The sequence below is a fragment of the Martelella sp. FLE1502 genome, assembly GCF_053484255.1.
The window spans coordinates 156,846-177,253 of the sequence record NZ_JBAKFQ010000007.1 but is presented as its reverse complement, the minus strand read 5'-3'; the positions used below and the strand labels follow the sequence as shown (position 1 = coordinate 177,253).

At 64.2% G+C, this 20,408-nt stretch carries 20 protein-coding genes; 6 read left to right on the top strand and 14 right to left on the bottom strand.

The genetic code is table 11. The features are described 5' to 3' along the window. From V6767_RS08815 to V6767_RS08800, 4 genes are all read right to left on the bottom strand, one after another. Window positions 1-1,311: a cytosine deaminase gene (locus V6767_RS08815; protein ID WP_448473118.1), complete on the bottom strand. Its 1,311-nt coding sequence runs from the start codon at window positions 1,309-1,311 to the stop codon at window positions 1-3. After that, the gene (locus V6767_RS08810; protein WP_448473117.1) at window positions 1,311-2,138 is read right to left on the bottom strand and encodes an ABC transporter permease; all 828 of its coding nucleotides are present in this window, start codon (window positions 2,136-2,138) and stop codon (window positions 1,311-1,313) included. Before V6767_RS08810 ends, V6767_RS08815 begins: the two co-directional genes overlap by 1 nt. Then, window positions 2,138-2,944, bottom strand: coding sequence for an ABC transporter ATP-binding protein (locus tag V6767_RS08805; protein WP_448473116.1), 807 nt, complete (start codon window positions 2,942-2,944; stop codon window positions 2,138-2,140). The genes V6767_RS08810 and V6767_RS08805 overlap by 1 nt, the downstream gene beginning before the upstream one ends. A 64-nt stretch (window positions 2,945-3,008) precedes the next feature. Next, entirely contained in the window at window positions 3,009-4,019 is a 1,011-nt protein-coding gene (locus V6767_RS08800) for an ABC transporter substrate-binding protein (RefSeq protein ID WP_448473115.1), read from the bottom strand. A gap of 176 nt (window positions 4,020-4,195) precedes the next feature. On the opposite strand from V6767_RS08800, the gene V6767_RS08795 reads away from it, so the two are divergent. Next, window positions 4,196-5,134, top strand: coding sequence for a LysR family transcriptional regulator (locus V6767_RS08795; RefSeq protein WP_448468538.1), 939 nt, complete (start codon window positions 4,196-4,198; stop codon window positions 5,132-5,134). A 209-nt stretch (window positions 5,135-5,343) separates the two neighbouring features. On the opposite strand, the gene cydX is transcribed toward V6767_RS08795, so the two are convergent. From cydX to V6767_RS08760, 7 genes are all read right to left on the bottom strand, one after another. Next, on the bottom strand, window positions 5,344-5,469 hold the full coding sequence (gene cydX / locus V6767_RS08790; protein ID WP_018065131.1) for a cytochrome bd-I oxidase subunit CydX: 126 nt from the start codon (window positions 5,467-5,469) through the stop codon (window positions 5,344-5,346). 50 nt (window positions 5,470-5,519) lie between these two features. After that, complete coding sequence (cydB, locus tag V6767_RS08785) at window positions 5,520-6,674, bottom strand: cytochrome d ubiquinol oxidase subunit II (RefSeq protein ID WP_448473114.1); 1,155 nt, start codon at window positions 6,672-6,674, stop codon at window positions 5,520-5,522. Between the two features lie 6 nt (window positions 6,675-6,680). Then, entirely contained in the window at window positions 6,681-8,273 is a 1,593-nt protein-coding gene (locus V6767_RS08780; protein ID WP_448473113.1) for a cytochrome ubiquinol oxidase subunit I, read from the bottom strand. A gap of 84 nt (window positions 8,274-8,357) precedes the next feature. Then, entirely contained in the window at window positions 8,358-10,058 is a 1,701-nt protein-coding gene (gene cydC, locus V6767_RS08775; RefSeq protein ID WP_448473112.1) for a thiol reductant ABC exporter subunit CydC, read from the bottom strand. Continuing rightward, complete coding sequence (gene cydD / locus V6767_RS08770; RefSeq protein ID WP_448473140.1) at window positions 10,055-11,845, bottom strand: thiol reductant ABC exporter subunit CydD; 1,791 nt, start codon at window positions 11,843-11,845, stop codon at window positions 10,055-10,057. The genes cydC and cydD overlap by 4 nt, the downstream gene beginning before the upstream one ends. Beyond that, on the bottom strand, window positions 11,845-12,420 hold the full coding sequence (locus V6767_RS08765; RefSeq protein ID WP_448473111.1) for a GbsR/MarR family transcriptional regulator: 576 nt from the start codon (window positions 12,418-12,420) through the stop codon (window positions 11,845-11,847). The genes cydD and V6767_RS08765 overlap by 1 nt, the downstream gene beginning before the upstream one ends. A 392-nt stretch (window positions 12,421-12,812) precedes the next feature. After that, the gene (locus V6767_RS08760) at window positions 12,813-13,439 is read right to left on the bottom strand and encodes an NADPH-dependent F420 reductase (RefSeq protein ID WP_448473110.1); all 627 of its coding nucleotides are present in this window, start codon (window positions 13,437-13,439) and stop codon (window positions 12,813-12,815) included. A gap of 103 nt (window positions 13,440-13,542) precedes the next feature. Between V6767_RS08760 and V6767_RS08755 the strand changes: the two genes are divergently transcribed. Beyond that, entirely contained in the window at window positions 13,543-14,478 is a 936-nt protein-coding gene (locus V6767_RS08755) for a LysR family transcriptional regulator (protein WP_448473109.1), read from the top strand. Here V6767_RS08755 and V6767_RS08750 read toward each other — a convergent pair. Both V6767_RS08750 and V6767_RS08745 read right to left on the bottom strand, forming a co-directional pair. Further along, window positions 14,442-14,654 carry a tautomerase family protein gene (locus tag V6767_RS08750; RefSeq protein WP_448473108.1) on the bottom strand — a complete coding sequence of 71 codons (213 nt, stop codon included), beginning with the start codon at window positions 14,652-14,654 and terminating at the stop codon, window positions 14,442-14,444. The genes V6767_RS08755 and V6767_RS08750 overlap by 37 nt on opposite strands. Window positions 14,655-14,668: 14 nt before the next feature. After that, window positions 14,669-15,397, bottom strand: coding sequence for an SDR family oxidoreductase (locus tag V6767_RS08745; RefSeq protein ID WP_448473107.1), 729 nt, complete (start codon window positions 15,395-15,397; stop codon window positions 14,669-14,671). Between the two features lie 104 nt (window positions 15,398-15,501). Between V6767_RS08745 and V6767_RS08740 the strand changes: the two genes are divergently transcribed. Then, entirely contained in the window at window positions 15,502-16,395 is an 894-nt protein-coding gene (locus V6767_RS08740) for a LysR family transcriptional regulator (protein ID WP_448473106.1), read from the top strand. Between the two features lie 7 nt (window positions 16,396-16,402). On the opposite strand, the gene V6767_RS08735 is transcribed toward V6767_RS08740, so the two are convergent. Next, window positions 16,403-17,302 carry a LysR family transcriptional regulator gene (locus V6767_RS08735; RefSeq protein WP_448473105.1) on the bottom strand — a complete coding sequence of 300 codons (900 nt, stop codon included), beginning with the start codon at window positions 17,300-17,302 and terminating at the stop codon, window positions 16,403-16,405. A 141-nt stretch (window positions 17,303-17,443) separates the two neighbouring features. Here V6767_RS08735 and V6767_RS08730 point away from each other — a divergent pair, with 141 nt between their 5' ends. From V6767_RS08730 to nagA, 3 genes are read left to right on the top strand one after another with little or no spacing between them, the layout of a single operon-like run. After that, complete coding sequence (locus V6767_RS08730; protein ID WP_448473104.1) at window positions 17,444-18,196, top strand: GntR family transcriptional regulator; 753 nt, start codon at window positions 17,444-17,446, stop codon at window positions 18,194-18,196. A gap of 16 nt (window positions 18,197-18,212) precedes the next feature. Beyond that, complete coding sequence (locus tag V6767_RS08725) at window positions 18,213-19,241, top strand: SIS domain-containing protein (RefSeq protein WP_448473103.1); 1,029 nt, start codon at window positions 18,213-18,215, stop codon at window positions 19,239-19,241. 2 nt (window positions 19,242-19,243) lie between these two features. After that, window positions 19,244-20,398, top strand: coding sequence for an N-acetylglucosamine-6-phosphate deacetylase (gene nagA / locus V6767_RS08720; protein ID WP_448473102.1), 1,155 nt, complete (start codon window positions 19,244-19,246; stop codon window positions 20,396-20,398). Window positions 20,399-20,408: the final 10 nt, after the last annotated feature.

Here is a 20,408-nt window from a genome sequence, read left to right as displayed (position 1 = left end):
TCACTTATCCATCAGCGGGTCAAGTTCGCGATAATCCGGCAGGCTGCGGTCGATGCCCATGCCATTCCGCATCACGATGCGGTCAGCCTGCGGACGGGAAAGAAACTCGCTCCAGCGCCGCGCGCTGAAAAGCACCAGATCGGCGGGCCCGCCCTTTGCAATCACGCCGCGCTCCGGGCGGCCGAGAATGTCGGCGGGCGTGCGGGTGATGATGCGCGGCGTGTCGTCCAGCGGATGATCGAGCTGGAGAATGCGCACCGCCTCGCGGATCACTTCCACGGGATCGAGATCGCCGTAAGCGTAGAACGGGTCGCGGGTATTGTCGGAGGCGACGGCGGTCTTCACGCCCGCTGCCGTCAGTTCCTTGAACAGCGTCACGCCCCGCCAGCGCGGGGTGACGCCCGCATGGCGGTCCTGGAGATACATGTTGCACATCGGCAGCGAGACGACCGCGATTTCTGCTTCAGCCACGCGGTCGATGGTGCGCATTGCCGTATCTTCATCCTGCCGCGCCAGCGAACAGCAATGGCCGACGGTGACGGCGCCCTCAAAGCCATTTCGCAATTTCGCATCCGCGATGCGGCCAAGGGTCAGCACCTCGCGGTCCTCGGTCTCGTCGACATGGAGGTCGATATCAAGCCCGGCTTCGCCCGCCGCCTGAAACAACCGGTCGAGCCGTGCATCGAGATCCGGGAGCATCTGGGTGACGCCGCCGATCAGGCCGTCCCGGCGCTTCAGCAGCGCCACCAGATCATCGAAGAACGGCTCGAAGATCATGTCGATCGCAAACAGCGCAACGGCCTGAAGCTCGATCCGGTCCGCCCATTTCTCGCGGATATCGGAGAACAACTCGAAGGAGATTTCGTGCTGCGGCGGCAGGCTGTCGAGATGGGTGCGCAGCAGGCCGGTGCCGTGGGCATAGGCGCATTTCAGCGAGAACTCCATCCGCGCGGCGACATCATCGGCCGACCAGTTGGCCTCGCGGTCGGCGCGCACGTTTTCGAGCGCGCCCATGAAGGTGCCATCGGGATTGCGGCGGCGCTCCCAGATATGGCCCTTGTCGATATGGGTGTGCATGTCGGTGAAGGTCGGCCAGACCATGCCGCCGCGAAGATCTGTCGCGGGCAGGGCGGCTGCTGGCGTGCCGGGCGCGGTGATCGCGCCGACTTTGCCGTTTTCGATGGTGATATCGGCTTGTATCAGCCCTTCGCGTGCGGCAAATCCCGCGGCGTTCTTCAGACAGATCGCCGGCACGGTCGCGTTCTGGAGAACGAAGGCCGGGGCTTCCGGAAGCGTCACAAAGCCGGTCATCAATTCTCTCTCTTCAGGCTGCTTTCATGCCAGCGATGCAGGAACAGCCAGGCGATGAAGGAGGTGAGCGCGAAGATCGCGACGCCAAGGCAGGCAAGCATGAACAGCGCTGCAAACAGGCGGGGAATGTTGAGACGGTACTGCGATTCCAAGAGCCGGAAGGCAAGGCCTGAGCCGGCCCCCGCCGAACCCGCCGCGAATTCCGCGACCACGGCGGCAATCAGTGCCAGCCCGCCGCCGATCCTCAGCCCCGTCATGAAATAGGGCAGCGAGGCCGGCAGTTTCAGGTGGATCAGCGTCTGCCAACGCGAGGCGCCGTAAAGCTCGAACAGGTTCAGAAGATTGTGGTCGACGCTCTTCAGCCCCTGCGCCATATTCGAGAGGATCGGGAAGAACGCCACCAGAAAGGCGCAAATCAGCAGCGCCACCTGAGTTGTCGGCGTGTAGATCAGGATCAGCGGCGCGATGGCGACGATGGGCGTGACTTGCAGGATCACGGTGATCGGGTAAAGCGCGGTCTCGATCCAGCGCGATTGCACCATGATCACCGCAAGCCCGACGCCGCCGACAAGGGCGAGGCCGAGCGATATGAAGGTGATCTTGGTGGTGACCCAGAGAGCCGGCGCGAGCGTGCCCCAGTCCTCGATGAAGGCCTTGGCCACCAAAGCGGGGCCGGGGAGGATGTAATGCGGGGTCTGGTAGATCACCACGATCGCCTGCCAGATCGCCACCAGCAGCGCCAGCACGGCGATCGGGATCGCGATTTTCAGAATGGTCTCGCCATTGCGGGCGAAGAAGCCGGGGCGCTGATAGGTTTCGTCGCTCATCAGTGCTCGCCTCCCGCTGCCTGAATGGCGCCCTGAAGCGAGCGCGACACCTTTTCGCAGGCCAGCCGATATTCTTCCGAAGTGCGGTAGCTCTCGTCGCGCTCCTGGCTGGTATCGAGAGGGAAATCGTCGAACACCTGACCGGGACGGGCGCGCATCACCACGATGCGGTTGGAGAGATAGGCGGATTCGAAAACGGAATGGGTCACGAAGATCACGGTGATGCCGGTTTCGTGCCAGAGCCGCAGCACGTCGTCATTGAGCTTCTGGCGGGTGATCTCGTCCAGCGCCGCGAACGGCTCGTCCATCAAAAGTAATTTCGGCTTGGTCACCAGCGCGCGGGCGATCGACACCCGCATCTTCATGCCGCCGGAGAGTTCGCGCGGATAGGCGTTCGGAAAATCCTGAAGCTCGACGGTGGCGAGCGCGGCCATGATTTCTTCGCGTGTGCCAGCCTTGGATTTGCCGCGCAGCTTCAGCGGCAGATAGACATTGTCGAACACGGTCGCCCACGGCATCAGCGTCGGTTCCTGAAACACGAAGCTGATATCGCCTTCCGGCTTGCCCTTGGCGGAAATGCGCGAGGTCGGCCAGTCGATCGTGCCTCGCGTGACGTCGCCGAGCGAGGCCATGATGCGCAAGGCCGTCGATTTGCCGCAGCCTGACGGCCCGAGCAGGCTGACGAACTGGCCCTGACAGACGGTGAGGCTCATATCCTTGAGCGCGATCGTGCCGTTGGAGAAAATCTTGGTGACATGCTCAAGCTTCACCAGCGGCTTTTGCAGCAATGCCTCGGCGGGCGCCATGCGGTTTTCCTGTATGCGTAAACGGGTCGCCCCGCGCGGACGCGGGGCGAAGAATGCGAAGGGATTACTTCATCAGGTCCTTGCCGACGCCCTTGCAGACGAACTGGGTCGTGTAGGCCTTGGTATAGTCGAGGTCGGCTTCATAGAGGCCGATATCGACCATGTCGTCGAAGAAGGTCTTGAAGTGCTCATCGGTCATGCAGCCGATGCCACCATCCTCGGCCTCGCCGGAGACGACGATGCCGTATTCTTTCATCTTCCCGATGGAATAGGCGATCTGCTCATCCGTCATTTCCGGATTGTCTTTCTTGATCAGATCGTTGGCGGCGGTGTTGTCGCCGTAGAGATAATTGTACCATCCCTCGATCGAGGCATCGACGAAGCGCTGCACGAGGTCCGGGTTTTCATCGACCATTTTCTGCTGGGCGGTGATCATCGTCGAATAGGGCGAGTAGCCGCTGTCGGCGAGCAGGAAGACCTTCGGCGTCCAGCCGGCTTCCTTTTCCACCGAATAGGGTTCCGACGTCAGGTAGCCCTGCTGTGCGGATTGCGGATCGGCGATGAACGGGGCCGGGTTGAAGGTGTAGGGCTTGTACTGGGCATCGTCGAAGCCGTCGAAATTGGCCTTCATCCACTGGAAATAGGACAGGAACCCGTCCTTGCCCATGAAGATCGTCGGCAGTTTGGCGAGGTCGCCGAATTCCTCGATGCCCTGGTCGGGATGCGCCATCAGGATCTGCGGGTCCTTCTGGAAGATCGCGGCGACGTCGATCAGCGGAATGTCCTCGACCACGGCGTCGAATTCACCCTGCGGCGAGCCCATGTAGAAATCGACCTTGCCGGCGATCAGCAGCGCGCGGTTGGCCGCCTGCGGTCCGCCCTGCACGATGGTGACGTCGAGCCCGTATTTCTCGTAGGTGCCGTCGGCAACGGCCTGGTAGAAGCCGCCATGCTCGGCCTGGGCCAGCCAGTTGGTGCCGTAGGAGACCTCGTCGAGCGCCAGCGCGGGCGCTGCGGCGGCAAGCGTCAGGCCGGCCAATGCCGCAAGCCCGGTCATGCTGGATTGAAGTGACATTTCTCGTTCCCCTTCGCGTTTTGCTGAAGCTTATGATTGGTATTTGAGCGGCTTAACCGCTGTTTGAGAAGTATCAATTTTCGTGCGCATCGATGCCTTTTTTGCACAAGGCTCGGGAATGATATAATTGTAGTCGCACTGCGTAAAAAATGGTCACTTGAGCCGAGTTTACCCCGATGCTGCACTCCCGCAAACTGCAATATATTGATGAAATCGCGCGTTGCGGATCGATCCGAAAAGCCGCGCAAAGGTTGAATGTCGCATCGTCGGCGGTCAACCGGCAGATCCTGGCGCTGGAGGAGGAACTGGGCGCGCCGCTGTTCGAGCGGTTGCCGCGCGGTCTCAGGCTCACGGCGGCGGGCGAGATGTGCGTCGAGCATGTCCGCGAGGTTCTGAAAAGCTATGACCGGCTGGAGGCGCGTATCCGAGCGCTGAAGATGCCGCAGGCCGGCAAGGTCACGCTGGTCACCACCGTCGGGCTTGCGGCGGGGCCGCTGCCGGAGATCATCGCCCGATTCGTGGAGAAGAATCCACGCATCCGCATTCATCTGCGCTCCGATATCGGCGATACCACCATTGCCTCGGTGGTCACCGGCGATGTCGATCTCGGGCTCGGCTTCAATATTCCGCCGACGCCGGGTATCCGCACCGTGGCCACCTTCGATGTGCCGATCGGCGCGGTGCTGCCGCCGGGGCATCCCCTGGCGGAGCAGGAACGCGTCAACGTCTCCGATGTGGTGCAGGAGCCGCTGGTGCTGGCGCAAAGCGGCACCAGCCTGCGCAATGTCATCAATCTCATGCTGTCGCCGCTGCCGCTGCCGGTCGAACCGGTGGTGGAGACAAATGCGTCGGAAATGCTGAAGCAACTGGTCAAGCGCGGTACCGGCCTGACCTTCCTCAACCCGCTCGATGTCTATGATGATTGCAGCCGGGGCGAGCTGGTTTTCCGTCCGGTCGCCGACCCGCATGTGCGCCATCAGCCGATGAAGCTGTTCGCCCGCGCCCGCGCCCCCCTCGACGCCGCCACCAGCCTGTTCGTGGATTACCTGCTCAGCGAACTGGCGGCGATGATCGCGACATTGCAGGAGCGCCGGCATCTGCCGGAAACGGCGTAGTTTTCTGGCTGCCGGTCAGTGTCATCTGAGTGGTAGTGTGGGATCGAGGCATCGCACCCCAATTTTCCCCTTTCGTTTTTCCGGAATCAGTCACTATGCGATCGTCCTGCCCCTTAAGGGGAAAGATCGCTTGGCGGTTGGTGAGATTCATTCCAAAACAAAACGGCCCGCATTGCTGCGAGCCGCTTGTAACACTCAGGCGAAGCGGTTCAGATGCCGCTGCCCTTGTTTTCGCGCTCGCGGGCGCGGTCGTCCATCAGTTCGTACCACATGGCGTTCAGCACCGCGAAGAGCGCTGCGAGCGGCAGACCGAGGATCCAGGCGAAATACCACATAGAATTCTCCTTTCGTGAAAGGGGGCGGGCCTTCCGGCCCGCCGGCTTGCTTAGTAGGCGTGCTTGTCCTTGTTGGTCACGTCCGCATTGGTCACCTTGCCCCACATGATGTGGTAGACCCACGAGGTGTAGGCGAGGATGATCGGCACGAAGATCAGCGCGCAGACCAGCATGATGAACAGCGTCAGGTGGCTCGACGAGGAGTCCCATGCCGTCAGGCTGGCGCCGGGCTGTTCCGACGACGGCAGGATGAACGGGAACATCGCGACGCCGGGCGTTGCCACAACGCCGAAGACCGAAGCCGACGACGACAGCATGGCAAGCGCCGGCCTCTTGCCCTTCAGCCCGATGAACGCGCCGATCGCGCCGAGGAAGCCGAGCGCGGGCGCCAGCATCATCCACGGATAACGGCCGTAATTGGCGAACCATGCGCCCTGCTCGCGGGCAACATCGTTCATCAGCGGGTTCGACGGACCGGCCGCATCGACAGCGCCGATAAAGGCGTAGCCGTCAATGCCGTAATAGAGCCAGACGCCGGCCAGCGCGAACAGCACGATCAGGGCAACAGCCGCGATCGAACCGAAGCCGCGGGCGCGGTCGTTGACCGGACCTTCGGTCTTGGTCGAAAGATAGGCCGCGCCGTGCATGACCAGCATGGCAACGCAGACCAGACCCGCAACCAGCGCGAAGGGGTTGAGAAGGCCGAAGAACGAACCGTCGTAGAAGATGCGAAGGTCGTCATCGAGCCGGAAGGGAACGCCCTGCAGCACGTTGCCCAGCGCCACGCCGAAGATCAGGGTCGGCACGAAGCCGCCGATGAACAGCAGCCAGTCCCAGGTATTGCGCCAGGTGGCGCTTTCGCGCTTGGAGCGATACTTGAAGCCGACCGGGCGCAGGATGAGCGCGAACAGGATCGCGAACATAGCCAGATAGAAGCCCGAGAACGATACGGCGTAGATCGCCGGCCACGCCGCGAAGATCGCGCCGCCGCCGAGAATGAGCCAGACCTGATTGCCTTCCCAGACCGGGCCGACCGTGTTGATCACGACGCGGCGCTCGGTGTCGTTCTTGGCGACGAAGGGAAGCAGGGTGGCGGTTCCGAGATCGAAGCCGTCCATGATGGCGAAGCCGATCAGCAGAACGCCGAGCAGCAACCACCAGATTACGCGGAGGACTTCGTAAGAGATAAGATCGTGCAGTACCATGATGTTTTACTCCGCAGGTGCCATGGTGCCCTGAACCCGGCGGGCGCCGAGAACCGGCATGTCGGGTCCGTTGTCCGGCTGCGGTCCCTTGCGGATCGCGGCGAGCATCAGGCCCATTTCGACGATGAACAGCACCGTGTAGATTCCGACAAAGCCGATGATGGTGAGCAGAACCGTGCTGGCGCCGAGGCTCGAGACGGCCAGCGCCGTGGGCAGGATGCCCTCGATGATCCACGGCTGACGGCCGAGTTCGGCGACGATCCAGCCGCATTCTGCAGCAATCCACGGCAGCGGAATGATCCAGACTGCGAGGTGCAGCAGCCAGCGATGGCTGTCCAGCCTGCGACGGGTCGACAGGTAGAAGAACGTAGCCATGACGGCGATGAACAGGAAGCCTGCGCCGACCATGATGCGGAACGACCAGAACAGCGGACCGACCGGCGGAACCAAGCTGTTTGCGGCCTGTTCGATCTGGGCGGGCGTTGCGTCTGCCGGGTCATCCACGAACGGCTTCAGGAGATAGGCGTAACCGAGGTCGTTGCCGTATTCCTCCATGATCGCCTGGTCGGCCGGGTCCGGCGTGCCGGTGCCCATATTCGCGCGCATGTTCTGCAACGCGCCATAGGCCTGGATGCCGTTTTCGATCTTGGTCTTGCCGTTTTCGACCAGTTCGTTGATGCCCTCGATCGGGGTATCGAGCGAGCGGGTGCCGATCAGGCCCATGACCCACGGGATCTTCACCGCGTAATGGGTCTCGCGGTTTTCCGTGTCGGGAATGCCGAACAGCGTGAACGAGGCAGGCGCCGGCTCCGTTTCCCACATCGATTCGATCGCGGCGAGCTTCATCTTCTGGTGTTCGGTCGTCAGATACCCGCTTTCATCGCCCAGCACGACCACCGAAAGGGCAGCAGCCAGGCCGAAGGAACAGGCAACCGTCATCGAACGCTTGGCAAGCTCTACATGGCGGCCCTTCAGCACATACCATGCGCCGACGCCGAGCACGAAGACCGAGGCCGTGACATAGCCGGCCGAAACCGTATGCACGAACTTCGCCTGTGCGACCGGGTTGGTCAGAACTTCGAAGAAGTTGGTGACCTCCATGCGCATCGTGGCCGGGTTGAGGGCCGAACCGACCGGGTTCTGCATCCAGCCATTGGCGATCAGGATCCACAGAGCCGACAAGTTCGAGCCGATGGCGACGCACCAGGTGATGATCAGGTGGGCGACCCGCGACATGCGGTCCCAGCCGAAGAAGAACAGGCCGACGAAGGTGGCTTCCAGGAAGAAGGCCATCAGCCCCTCGATCGCCAGAGGCGCGCCGAAGATGTCACCGACATAGTGGCTGTAATAGCTCCAGTTCATGCCGAACTGGAATTCCATCACGATGCCGGTGGAAACGCCGATGGCAAAGTTGATGCCGAACAGCACGCCCCAGAATTTTGTCATTTGCCGCCATATTTTGCGGCCAGTCATGACGTAGGTCGTTTCCATGATCGCAACGATCATGGAAAGGCCCAGCGTCAACGGCACAAACAGAAAGTGATATAGCGCCGTCATAGCGAATTGCAGGCGCGATAGCGCCACGATGTCCAGTTCCATTGCGTCTCTCCCGCGTTCAAACCGGGTCTCAGTTTCATCGACCGCCGTTTGACCGGCAGCCGCATTATTGTTGGAGGCCGGGTTTCAGTCCGGTCTCAGTGCGGCAAGCGCTCCGGCAAAGCCGGGCTCGCCTCTTCTGTAGGCGGAAATGATCCGCCCCGAATTGATCATGATCAGTCGGTCGGCAATTTCTGCCTCCCGACGGATATGGGTCGCGATCAGCAAACTACGGTGTTTTCCGGCGCGCGCTTTGATCTTTGTCATGACGTCGCGCGCTGTCTTGCCGTCGAGGCCCTCGCTCGGCTCATCGAGCAGCCAGACGGGCGTGTCGCGCAGCACCAGCCGGGCAAGCGCCAGCCGTCGGGCCTGTCCGCCCGAAAGGCCGAGCCCCTGTTCGCCAAGCTCGGTATCGAGACCGTGGGGCAGGCCGCGCACGGTGTCGCCGAGGCCTGCCGCATCGAGCGCTTCCATCAGGCGCTCGTCGCCCGCGGCGGGGAAGGCGAGCTTCAGGTTGGCGCGCAGCGTATCCTGGAACAGCTCGGTGCGCTGGGTCAACAGCGTGGCCGGCAGGGCGGCGATGCTGCCGGCGTCCGGCGCGACCTCGCCGGCAATCAGCGCCATGATCGAGGATTTTCCGGCCCCGCTCGCGCCGATCAGCGCCACCCGCTCGCCCTCGGCGATCGTCAGCGTCAGGCCGGAAAGCGCGGCGCCGCCGCGTCCGGGATAGCGCAGACGGACATCTTCGAACGCGACCGCGATGCCGGCGTCCGGCGCGGCGTGAACGGTTCTGGCGGCGGGTTCCGCTTCCAGTCGGGGCGAAAGCCTGCGCGCGGCAAGCAGCGTGCGGCCAAGCTCCATCGCGCCGCGCCGGAGTGCTGCGAACGGTTCCAGTGCCGCAAAAGCGATGAGGAGTACCAGGGCGGCAAGCGGGGCGGTGATCTGTCCGGCCTCGGCAAGGGCGGCGCCGGCAAGCAGCACGCCGGCGAGAATCAGCGCGGTGACCATGTCGAAGCCAAAACCGGTATTGCTGTCGATCCGGTTCAGCGCCAGATCGGCGGCATATTCCCTGCTGTCGGCGTTTTCCACCCGTTCCCGCTGGGCATCCAGCCGTCCGGCCAAGGCCAGTTCACTCTGGCCGGCAACCATGTCCACGGCGCGGGCGCGCAACGCCTCCTGCGCATGCGCCCGGCGACGGGCGGGTTTTTCGGCCGCCCGTGCGGCCAGCGCCGGAAGCGCAAGGCCCGGCAGCACGATCGCCGCGCCGACGGCCAGCGCCAGCGGCCACGACAGAATGCCGAGCGCGATGATGGCGGCAAGGCCTGCGACGACCGCGACTGCGCCCGGCACCAGCACCCTCAGATAAAGCGAATCGAGCGCGTCGACATCGGCGGTCAGGCGGAACAGCAGGCGCGCGGGTCTCAAGGCAAGGGCACGGGCAGCGCCCGGCGCCGCAAAGCCGCGGAACAGGTTGACCCTGAGGCCCGCCAGCACGCGCAGCGTTGCGTCATGGGTCTGCAACCGTTCGAAATAGCGGCCGGCCGTGCGCGACAGCGCCAGGAAACGGATGGCGGCGGACGGTGCGAAGACATCGAAGGCGAGCGCCGTCGCCATTGTCAGCCCCGCGATCGCGGTGGCGGTCACGAACCAGCCGGAGACGCCGAGCAGCGCGATGCCGGCAAGCACGGTGAAGGCGGAAAGGGCTGCACCCGCGACGAGCCCGCCGCGCCGCTCGCGCCAGAACAGGCGGATGATCGGGCCGAGTGCGGCAAAGCCTTGTGTTCTCATAGCCCGTTCTCCCTGAAGTTTTCCGCCCTGAAATCCTCTGCAAGGTGGACGACGCGGTCCATCCGCGCGGCCAGCACCGGATCATGGGTCGCCACGATCAGCGTGCGGCCGGCGGCAAGCGTCAGCAGCGCCTCGGTAATTTCGGCGGCGGTGTGGTGATCGAGATGGGCGGTCGGCTCGTCGGCGAGGATGAGGCCCGCGCCCCTGGTCGCGGCGGCGCGCGCCAGCGTCAGCCGCAGACCCTCGCCGCCGGAAAGGCCCGCGCCGTTTTCGCCGATCATGGCGTTACCATGGGCCTCGGCGACGGTGTCGAGCGCGGCAAGCTTCAGCGCGCCGGCGATATCGTCGCGGGTTACATCTTCGCGGGTGAGGCGGATATTGGAGGCGATCGAACCGGCGAAAAGGTGCGGATCCTGGCCGATCCAGGCGATCCTCTGGCGCAGCCTGTCGGCGGTGTCGTCGGCAAGCGTCAGGTCATCGATGACGATGCGGCCGTGCCGGGCCTCGGCAAGGCCGGCAATGAGCGCAAGCAACGTCGACTTGCCGCTGCCCGAGGGCCCGAGCAGGGCGACATGTTCTCCCGGCCTGACATTCAGGTCGAAGCCATCGAAGACCGGATCCTTCGAGCCTTGGTGGACGAAGCCGAGATCGCGCAGTTCCACGCTTGCCGGGCGGGTCGTGGCCGGTGCGGCATCGGCTGTCGCGCCGCCGACCATGGCAAGCCCGTCCTCGGCAAGGCTGTCGAGCGCGGAAAGCGCCGCCTCGCCGGCGGCGCGGTCGTGCCAGACCGACGACAGCATGCGCAGCGGATCGAAGAAGGCCGGCGCCAGCAGCAATATGAACAGGCCTTCCGACAGCGTCAGCTTGCCGCCCCAGGCGCCGAAGCCGATCTGGCCCAGAAGATGAAAGCCGATATAGGCCGCGGCCATGGCGACGCCGAGGGCGGAAAACAGCTCCAGAACGGCGGATGTCAGGAACGCGATCTTCAGCACGGCCATGGTGCGCCGCCGCAGGTTTTCGGCGCGCAGTCTGAGGCGGCGCGAGACCTGTTCGACGGCATCGAAGGAACGGATGGTCTGCAGACCGCGCAGCCGGTCGAGCAGGAAGGCGTTGAGCGTGCCCATGTCGGCAAGGTGTTTTTCGCTCGCCGATTGCGCGCTCCAGCCAATCAGCGCCATGAAGATCGGGATCAGCGGGGCGGCGATCAAGAGCACCAGCGCCGCGATCCAGGAATAGGGGAGCACCACCGCCAGAATGGCAAGCGGCACCACGCTCGCCTTGAAGCGGGCGGTCTGGAAGCGGGCCAGATAGGGCACGATATGTTCGGCCTGCTCGGCGAGAATGCTGGCGGCCTCGCCGGAGGCGGCCCGGCTGGTATCAAGCGGTGACCGGCGCGCAAGCGCGGAAACCGCGGCGGCGCGTTTTTGCGAGAGGATCTTGCGGGCCTCGCGATAGGCCATGCGGTTGCCCGCCCGCTCCAGGAGAGCCTTGGCAAGGCCGAGCGCCAGCACGGCGGCGGCCAGCGGCCAGATCGTGGCGACGCCATTACCCGCCGCCACCTGTCCGATGCCATAGGCAAGACAGGCCGCCTGCGGCAGCCACATCAGTTCGGCAAGGGTGGAAAGCCATGCCGCAAGCTTCAGCGCCCGGGTTTTTGGCGCGCGCGATTTCTGGCGGGCAGCACCCGACGCCGCGCCTTGTGGCGAAGCGGGCCGGCCCGTGTCCTGGGCGGCGCTCCGATCGGGAGCGGCGTCTTCTGCCCTGGATTTTTCGACAAGCGCGTCCATCATGAAACCTTGCTGTCTTTTGCGCCCTTCCGGCCGAAGCCGGGGAGCCTGTCTGCCGTCTCCAGCAGTTTGGTGACGGCAGAGCCCATGCCGAGAAGCATGAGAAGCCGATCGGTTTCCATCACCTTCACATCATCGTACCAGTCGGAGAGTTTTTCAATCAGCGCGTGCATTTCGCCGAGCCGCTCCTGGGCGTAGCGCTCTTCGTTGTTTTCCGGCTCGCGCATCAGGACCTCGCGCAGCATGGTCAGCGTCGGGTCGATCTCGCGCTTCTTGCGCTCTTCGGCGAGCGTCCTCAGGATCGTCCAGACATCCTCCGGCGTGGTGAAATAATCCCGCCGGTCGCCCGCCTTGTGGCGCAACAGAACCAGCCCCCAGCCCTGCAATTCCTTCAGCCCCATGGCCACATTGGAGCGCGACATCTTCAGCGCCTCCACCATGTCGTCGGCGCAGAGCGGCTCGCGTGTGGCGTAGAGCAGGGCGTAGATCTGCCCGACCGAGCGGTTAATGCCCCAGCGGCTTCCCATCTCTCCGAAATGGGCCACGAAATCCTGCACGACCGGCGACAATGGCATCGATATTCCTGTTCTATCTGAATTTTCAGAAATTTCTGAAAATTGTGTATACCGATACTTGACGGAAAGCAAGCCGCCGATCTCTTGTCACGGGTGTAACCGAACGAGACGCGTAGGAAATTGATTTATGTCATGTGGGTGAAGCGGGTGTGTCAGCCGCAAGGTCTGCGGTGTCGCGAGACCCTATACCCTCATCCGGCCTTCGGCCACCTTCTCCCCAAGGGGAGAAGGGAACGCCGGCGAGGCTCTGCCGTGCCGCCGGCTCTGCGGCGGCTTTCTTGGTGACCCTCGCCCCGGAGGGGAGAGGGTGGCGCGGATGCGCCGGGTGAGGGGAGACAGCCCTGCCGCATGCATTGAGTTGGCGACTTTGCTCTCCCCACCGGCGTCAAAAATTACCGGACGGTGGCCGAAAGCGTTTCGGCGAGCGCCTGTTTCGGTTTCAGATTGCAATAAGCCGGGCGGTCGCGCTCGAAGCGCCAGCCTTCGGAAAGCGAGCCGGCGTCGACACTGTCGAAGCCGAACTGATTGTAGAGGCCGGCGACCACCGCCTTCGCCCCCGCATCGTCGCCTGCCAATGGCAGGGCGAGGCGATCGGCAGCACCCTCCGGCCGACCCGCAACATCAAGATCGATCATCCGAATAGCGTTGAAGGCCTTGACGATGCGGGCGCCGGGCAGATGCGCGGCGATCATCTCGCTGGTGGTGGTCTTGCCACGGTCCAGCGCTTCGATATGGCCGTCGCGCTCGTGATAATAGTTGATGGCGTCGATCACGATCTTGCCCCTGAAGCCTTCCGGCCGCAGCGCATCATAGGCCGCCAGGGGGATCGCGAGCACGATTACCTCGCCGAAGGCGATCGCCTCGTCCACCGTCCCGACGGCGCAGCCGAGGGCGCTTTTCATGCTGAAAAGGCTCTGTGGCCCGCGTGAATTGCTGAGCATCACCACATGGCCGGCCTCAACCGCCTTCTGCGCCACCGAGCGGCCGACAAAGCCCGCGCCGATAATTCCGATCTTCATCACGTTTTCTCCTTGTCACACTGTGATGACCCGGCATAAACCTCCACCATATGAACTTAAATATCGGATTTTCACAGTCTCTCCCAACCAGAAGGGGATAATCATGGACCGGCTCACCAGCATGGCCGTCTATGTCAAGGCGGTCGATCTCGGCTCGTTTGCCGCCGCCGCGGATGCGCTCGGCATCTCGCCGCAGATGGTCTCCAAGCATATCGTGTTTCTGGAGGACAGGGTGGGTGCGACGTTGCTCCACCGCACTACCCGCCGCCAGAACATTACCGATATCGGGCGTACCTTTTACGAGCGCTGCCGGTTGATCCTTTCGGAGGCCGAGGCGGCGGAGGGGCTGGCGTCCGAGATGCACCGGCATCCCAAGGGCCTGCTGAAGGTCAACGCGCCGAAAACCTTCGGCGCGCTGGCGCTCGCGCCCTTCGTCACCCGGTTTCTCGATAAATATCCGGACGTGCAGGTCGAGGTCACGCTTGAGGACCGGTTCGTCGATCCGCTGGAAGAGGGCTTCGACGTCACCATCCGGGTCGGCGGCACGGAAGGCGCGGGGCTGGCCTCCGTCCCGCTCGCCTCCTATGAGCTGGTGGTCTGCGCCGCGCCTGCCTATCTCGCCCGCCACGGCGCGCCGCAAACCCCGCAGGATCTCACCCGGCACGAATGCCTGATCTTCGGCCAGCGCGCAGGGCATACGCCATGCCGCTGGCTGTTCACCGAGGACGGTCGGGAGCGTGAAATTCAGGTCAGCGGGCGGCTTTACGCCAATGACTGGATGGTGCTGTTGCGCGCCGCTATCGAGGGGCATGGGGTGGCGCTCGGCTCGGATATCATCCTGCGGGAGGAGTTGAGGGCCGGCCGCCTGGTGCGCCTTCTGAGCGATTATCGCACCCCGCCGCGCCCCATGCACGCGCTCTATCCGATGCGCGGCAAGCCGAGCGCCAAGATCATGCGGTTCGTGGAAGGGCTGGCCGAGGCGTTTCCGCCCCGGCCCGAGGGCTATCCTTCAGCGCGCCAGGCCTCGGGTGTTACGTAAACCGCGTCGGCGCGGCCGTAGCCGCCGTCGCGGACCTCCTCGATCAGCACCATGGTGTGGGGCCGCGCGGCCTCGGTGAAATACTCGGCCAGCATATCGGTGACGCGGTGGATGATGTCTTCCTTCTGGTCGCGGGTCAGCGCCGCCTCGGGGGTCTTGATGTTGACGAGTGGCATATCGGTTCTCCTTGTCAGATCATGCCGCCATTGACGCGCAGCACCTGACCGTTGATGAAGCGGGCCTCATCGCCGACGAGAAAGGCGACCACGCCGGCGATATCGCCGGGCTCGCCCAGCCGGCCGGCCGGAATCGTCCGGGTGATGTTGGCGACCAGTTCCTCGCTCTTGCCGTCGAGAAACAGTTCGGTCGCGACCGGGCCCGGCGCGATGGCATTGACGGTGATGCCGCGCGCGGCCAGTTCCTTGGCGGCGATATGGGTCATGGTTTCGACGGCGGCCTTGGTGGCGGCGTAGACGCCATAGGCGGGAAGTTTCGTGCCGACGACGCTGGTCGAGAAGTTGACGATCCGCCCGCCATCGGCAAGCCGGTTCGCCGCTTCGCGCAGGCCGCGGAACGTGCCGCCGAAATTGACGGCGACCTGGCGTTCAAAATCCTCGTCGGTGACCGTCGCGAGCGGCGCGAGCGAAAGCATGCCGCCATTGTTGACGAGAATGTCGGCCTTGCCGAACTCGGCTTCGGCGGCATCGAACAGCACCGCCATGCCGTCGTCGCTGCCGATATCGGCCTTGACCGCGATCGCCTTAGCGCCTTTTTCCCTGATCGACGCAACCACCTCTCCTGCGGCGGCAGCGTTCGACGCGTAGTTGACGACGACGTCGATGCCGTCGGTGGCGAGACGCCTGGCGACTTCCGCGCCGATGCCACGCGAGGCGCCGGTGATGATGGCTGTTCTGCTCATGATAAACTCCATGTTCGTTGAACCGCGCCCAAAATATGCTCTGGAATCTCCGAAACAATCACCGGAAAATTGACAACATAATTCGCCTGTGGTGAACAATGTGAATGGACAGATTTGACCGCATGCGTTTGTTCACCCGCATTGTGGAGCGCGGCAGCTTTTCCGCCGCAGCGCATGATCTCGGCCTTGCGCGCTCAACCGCCACGGAGGCGATCAAGGGGCTGGAGGCCGATCTCGGCGTCCGGCTTCTCGACCGCACCACCCGCCATGTCGCGGCGACGCTCGACGGCGAGGATTACTACCGGCGCTGCGTTGCCATCCTTGCCGAGGTCGAGGAGGCCGACACTGCGTTCCGGGCTGGCAATCCGGACGGCCTGTTGCGCATCGATGCCCATCCGCATCTGACCCGAAACTTCCTGCTGCCCGGCCTGCCCGCGTTTCTGGCGCGCTATCCCGATCTCAGAATCCATTTCGGGCAGGGCGATCGCTATGTCGATCTGGTGCGCGAGGGCTATGACTGCGCCATCCGGGCGGGCGAACTGGAGGATAGCGGGTTGATCGCGCGCCGGCTCGGCGCGCTCCGCGAGGTCACGGTGGCGAGCCCGGCCTATCTTGCGCGGCATGGCGTGCCGCAAACGCCGGATGATCTTGCCGGCCATATCGCCGTCGGCTTCATTTCGTCGCGCACCGGAGAGGTGATGCCGCTCGAACTGATCGAGAACGGCCGCACCCGCTATGTGACGCTGAAGACCCGGGTGACCGCCAATGATTCCGGCACGGCCAATGCGCTGGCGCGGGCGGGTTTCGGGCTGGTGCAAGCCCCGCGCTATCATTTCGCCGAAGCGCTGGCGGAAGGCGAGATGGTCGAGGTGCTGCCGGATTTCCCGCCGCCGCCAACGCCGCTTACCGCGCTCTATCCCCAGAACCGCCACACCGCGCCAAGGCTGCGGGTGTTTCTCGAATGGGTACAGACGATTTTCGCCGGCGGCGAGGTCTGAGCGGGGTCTACCCGTGCTCGCGCAGGAAGGCTTCGAGAAACTCGGCGAGCTTCAGGGCGGCGAAGGTGGGCGTCGGCCCCTCGGCGCGCACCAGCCGCATGTCGCTGGCGATTTCCGCGCCCTTGGCGAAGGGACGCAGCACAAGCTGGCCGTCGCGAAGCTCGCGGGCAACCGTCATCGCCGGCAGGATCAGCACCGCGGTGCCGCGCCGGGCGAGCTCCTTCTGGAGTTCCAGCGAGGAGGTCGTGAAGGCGACCTCCACCGGCGCAAATCCCGCCGCGCGCTGGCGATCGTCGAAATCGCGGCGGATGCTGAAGGCCCGGTCGGGCATGGCGATGGCGTGGCGGCGGATCGCTTCAAGCGTGATTTCGCGCTCGCCGGCAAGCGGGTGGTCCGGGGCCATCACCGGATCGTGCCTGACCGACAGCGAAAACAGCGTCTCGATCCGCGCATCCGAGGGCGAGAACATCGTCACTGCGATGTCGGTCTCGCCGGTTGTCACCGCGTTCAACGCGATTTCGGCGGACGTGACCGTGACGGCAATCGAGATTTTCGGATAGAGCGCGTAGAATTCGGCGAGCGCCGGGGCGAGGATCGCGTTGATCACCGCGCCGTTGACGTGGAGCGAGACATGGCCGGCATTGAGCCCCCGAAGATCATCGATCACCTGCCGTGCGCCTTCAAGATCGCGGATCATGGCATCCGCGCGTTCGGCCAGCAGTGCGCCGGCGGGGGTAAGCGCAATCCCGCGCGCGCCGCGTTCGATCAGCACGGCGTTGAAATAGGCCTCAAGATTTTCAAGCTGGCGGCTGACCGCCATCGGCGACACGCCCAGCGTTTCGGCCGCCTGCCGGATCGAGCGCGACCGCGTCAATTCATTGAAATAGATAAGGGCCTCGATCTGCATGGCGGTCTCGCATTTGCCGGAAGGGTATTTGAGCCATCCGTCGGACGGTAAGGCAAGGCTGGTCGCGCATGATCCATTCATGAATTTTGCGCGGCGGTCTTGTTATTTGGTATTAAATTGGTATCTTTCCGACATCAGGAGATGGCCGTGCGGGTTTTCCAGGATTTCGACATTTCGGGTGACGGGCCGATCTATCGGCGGCTGAAGGCAGAGCTCGCCCGAGCGGTCGAAAGCGGCAAGCTTGCCCATGGCGAGGCGCTGCCGCCCGAGCGCGATCTCGCCCGGCTTGTCGGCGTCAGCCGGGTAACGGTGCGCCGCGCGATCGCGGAACTGACCAGCGAGGGGTTTTTGCAGCGCCGCCATGGCGCCGGCACCTTCGTGCTGCGCCCGCCGGCGCGGATCGAGCAGCCGCTGAAGCGGCTGACCTCCTTTACCGAAGACATGCAGGCGCGCGGCCTGATACCGCGCTCGCACTGGCTGGAGCGCGGTCTTTATGCTGCCAACGCTGAAGAGGCGGAGGCGCTGAAGCTTCCCTGGAACGCCGCCGTCGCCCGGCTCAGCCGTATCCGCTATGGCGATGACTTGCCAATGGCGATCGAGCATTCGACGCTGCCCGCCGATATTCTCGAACGGCCTGACCTCGTCGAGACCTCGCTCTATGCCGCGCTTGCCGAGCGCGGCGTCACCATGGCGAAAGCCACCGAACGGATCACCGCCTGCAATCTGACCACCGAACAGGCCGCGCTCCTGACTGTCTCGCCCGGTGCCCCGGCGCTTGCGATCCGCCGCACCGGATACGATGCCGGCGGCCGGCCGGTGGAACTGACCAGAACCTATTATCGAAGCGATATCTATGACCTTGTCGCCGAGCTGACCTATGCCGGCGACCCATGAAACGGAAGATGGCTCTATGACCGACATCACCAATATGCGCCGCGAAATCGACGAGATCCCCGAAGCCGCCGCCCGGCTGCTGGACGGCCAGAGCGCTGCGCTTGCAGCCGCCGGCCGCGCGCTTGCCGAAAAGGACCCCGCGGTGGTGGTCACCATCGCCCGCGGCTCGTCCGACCATGCGGCGCTGTTTCTGAAATATGCGATCGAGCTGACCGTCGGCATTCCGGTCGCCTCCCTCGGCCCCTCGCTCGCCTCGATCTATGGCGCGAAGCTCAAAATGAACAAGGCAGCCGCGATTTCGGTTTCGCAGTCCGGCAAAAGCCCGGATATCGTGGCGCTTGCAAGGGCCGCGCGCGAGGGCGGCGCTCTTTCGCTTGCGCTCGTCAACACCATTGCCTCGCCGCTGGCGGAAATGGCCGATCAGCCGATCGATATCGCGGCCGGTCCGGAAAAGGCGGTGGCGGCGACCAAGTCCTACGTCAACTCGATCGTCGCCGGCCTTGCCGTACTGTCTGAATGGGCCGATGACGCAGCGCTCAAGGCGGCGCTTGTCAAGCTGCCCGATGATCTCTCAAAGGCGCTTGCCTGCGACTGGTCGGCGCTGATCGAACCGCTGAAGGATGCCCAGTCGCTTTACGTGCTGGGACGCGGCCCGAGCTTCGCGATCGCGAGCGAAGCCTCGCTGAAATGCAAGGAGACCTCGGAGCTCCATGCCGAGGCCTATTCCTCGGCGGAAGTGATGCACGGCCCGGTGTCGCTGGTCGAGCCGCGCTTCCCGGTGATCGCGTTCGCCGCCCGCGACAAGGCGGAGGACAGCGTCGTCAAGATCGCCTCCGGCATGGCGAAGAAGGGCGCGTCTGTGTTCCTGTCGTCGGAACGCGGAGAGGGCACGGCGTTGCTGCCGCATGTGGCAACCGGCCATCCGCTGACCGATGCGCTGGCGCTGATCGTGCCCTATTACAGCGTCATTGAGAAGCTGTCGCTTGCCCGCGGCTTCAACCCGGATGCGCCGGTGGCGCTCAACAAGGTGACGGAGACCGAATAATCATGAAGAAGGCGATAAGCGGCGCGCGGATATTCGACGGCGAGAGCCTGCTGGAAGGCCGGGCGCTGGTGTTTTCCTCAGCCGGCATCGAGGCGATTGTCTCGGCGCGGAATATTCCGAACGAATGCGAGATCATCCCGGCGGACGGGCAGATCCTGGCGCCCGGCCTGATCGATCTCCAGGTCAATGGCGGCGGCGGATTGCTGTTCAACAATGCGCCGGATCTCGATGGGCTGCGCACCATCTGCGCCGCCCAGATCCGCTCGGGCGTCACCGCGCTTCTGCCGACGCTGATCACCGACCGGCCCGATGTGGTGCGCGCGGCGGTCGAGGCCGGCAAGGCCGCATGGGAGGCGGGCATTCCGGGCTATCTCGGCCTGCATCTGGAAGGCCCGCATCTTTCGCTCGCCAGAAAGGGCACGCATGATCCGGCGCTGATCCGGCCGATGGAAGCGGAGGATTGCGACTTTCTGGTGGAAAATGCCGGCAGTTTCGGCGTCGGGCTGCTCACCGTCGCGCCCGAAAACGTCACCCGCCAGCAGGTCGCGCGCCTCAGCAAGGCCGGCTATGTCGTCAGCCTTGGCCACACAGATGCCGCCTGCGCGGTGGCGCGGGAATACCGGTTTGCCGGTGCCACGATGGCGACGCATCTCTTCAACGCCATGAGCCCGCTCGGCCATCGCGAACCGGGCATGGTCGGCGCGGTGCTCGGCGATGGCGGTTTTTCCTGCGGGCTGATCGCCGATGGATACCATGTCGACGCGGTGGCGATGGGGATCGCGCTGAGGGCAAAGGCCGGGCCTGGGAAAATATTCCTGGTATCCGACGCGATGTCGGTCACCGGCACGGACCTTCAGAGTTTCGAGCTCAACGGTCGCACGATCTACCGCAAGGACGGTCGCCTGACGCTTGCCGACGGCACGCTTGCCGGGGCCGATACCGATCTGCTGACCTGCGTGAAGAATGTCCGCGACATGCTGGACCTGCCGCTGGAAGAGGCGCTCAGAATGGCGACGCTCTATCCGGCCGAGGCCGTGGGCGCGCGCTCCAAGGGGCGGCTGAAACCGGGCGCGGACGCCGACATGGTCCTGCTTTCCGACGACCTAACGCTTTCTGCGAGCTATATCGCCGGGGAACGCGTCTACAGCGCCGACTAAAGGCCGGCGA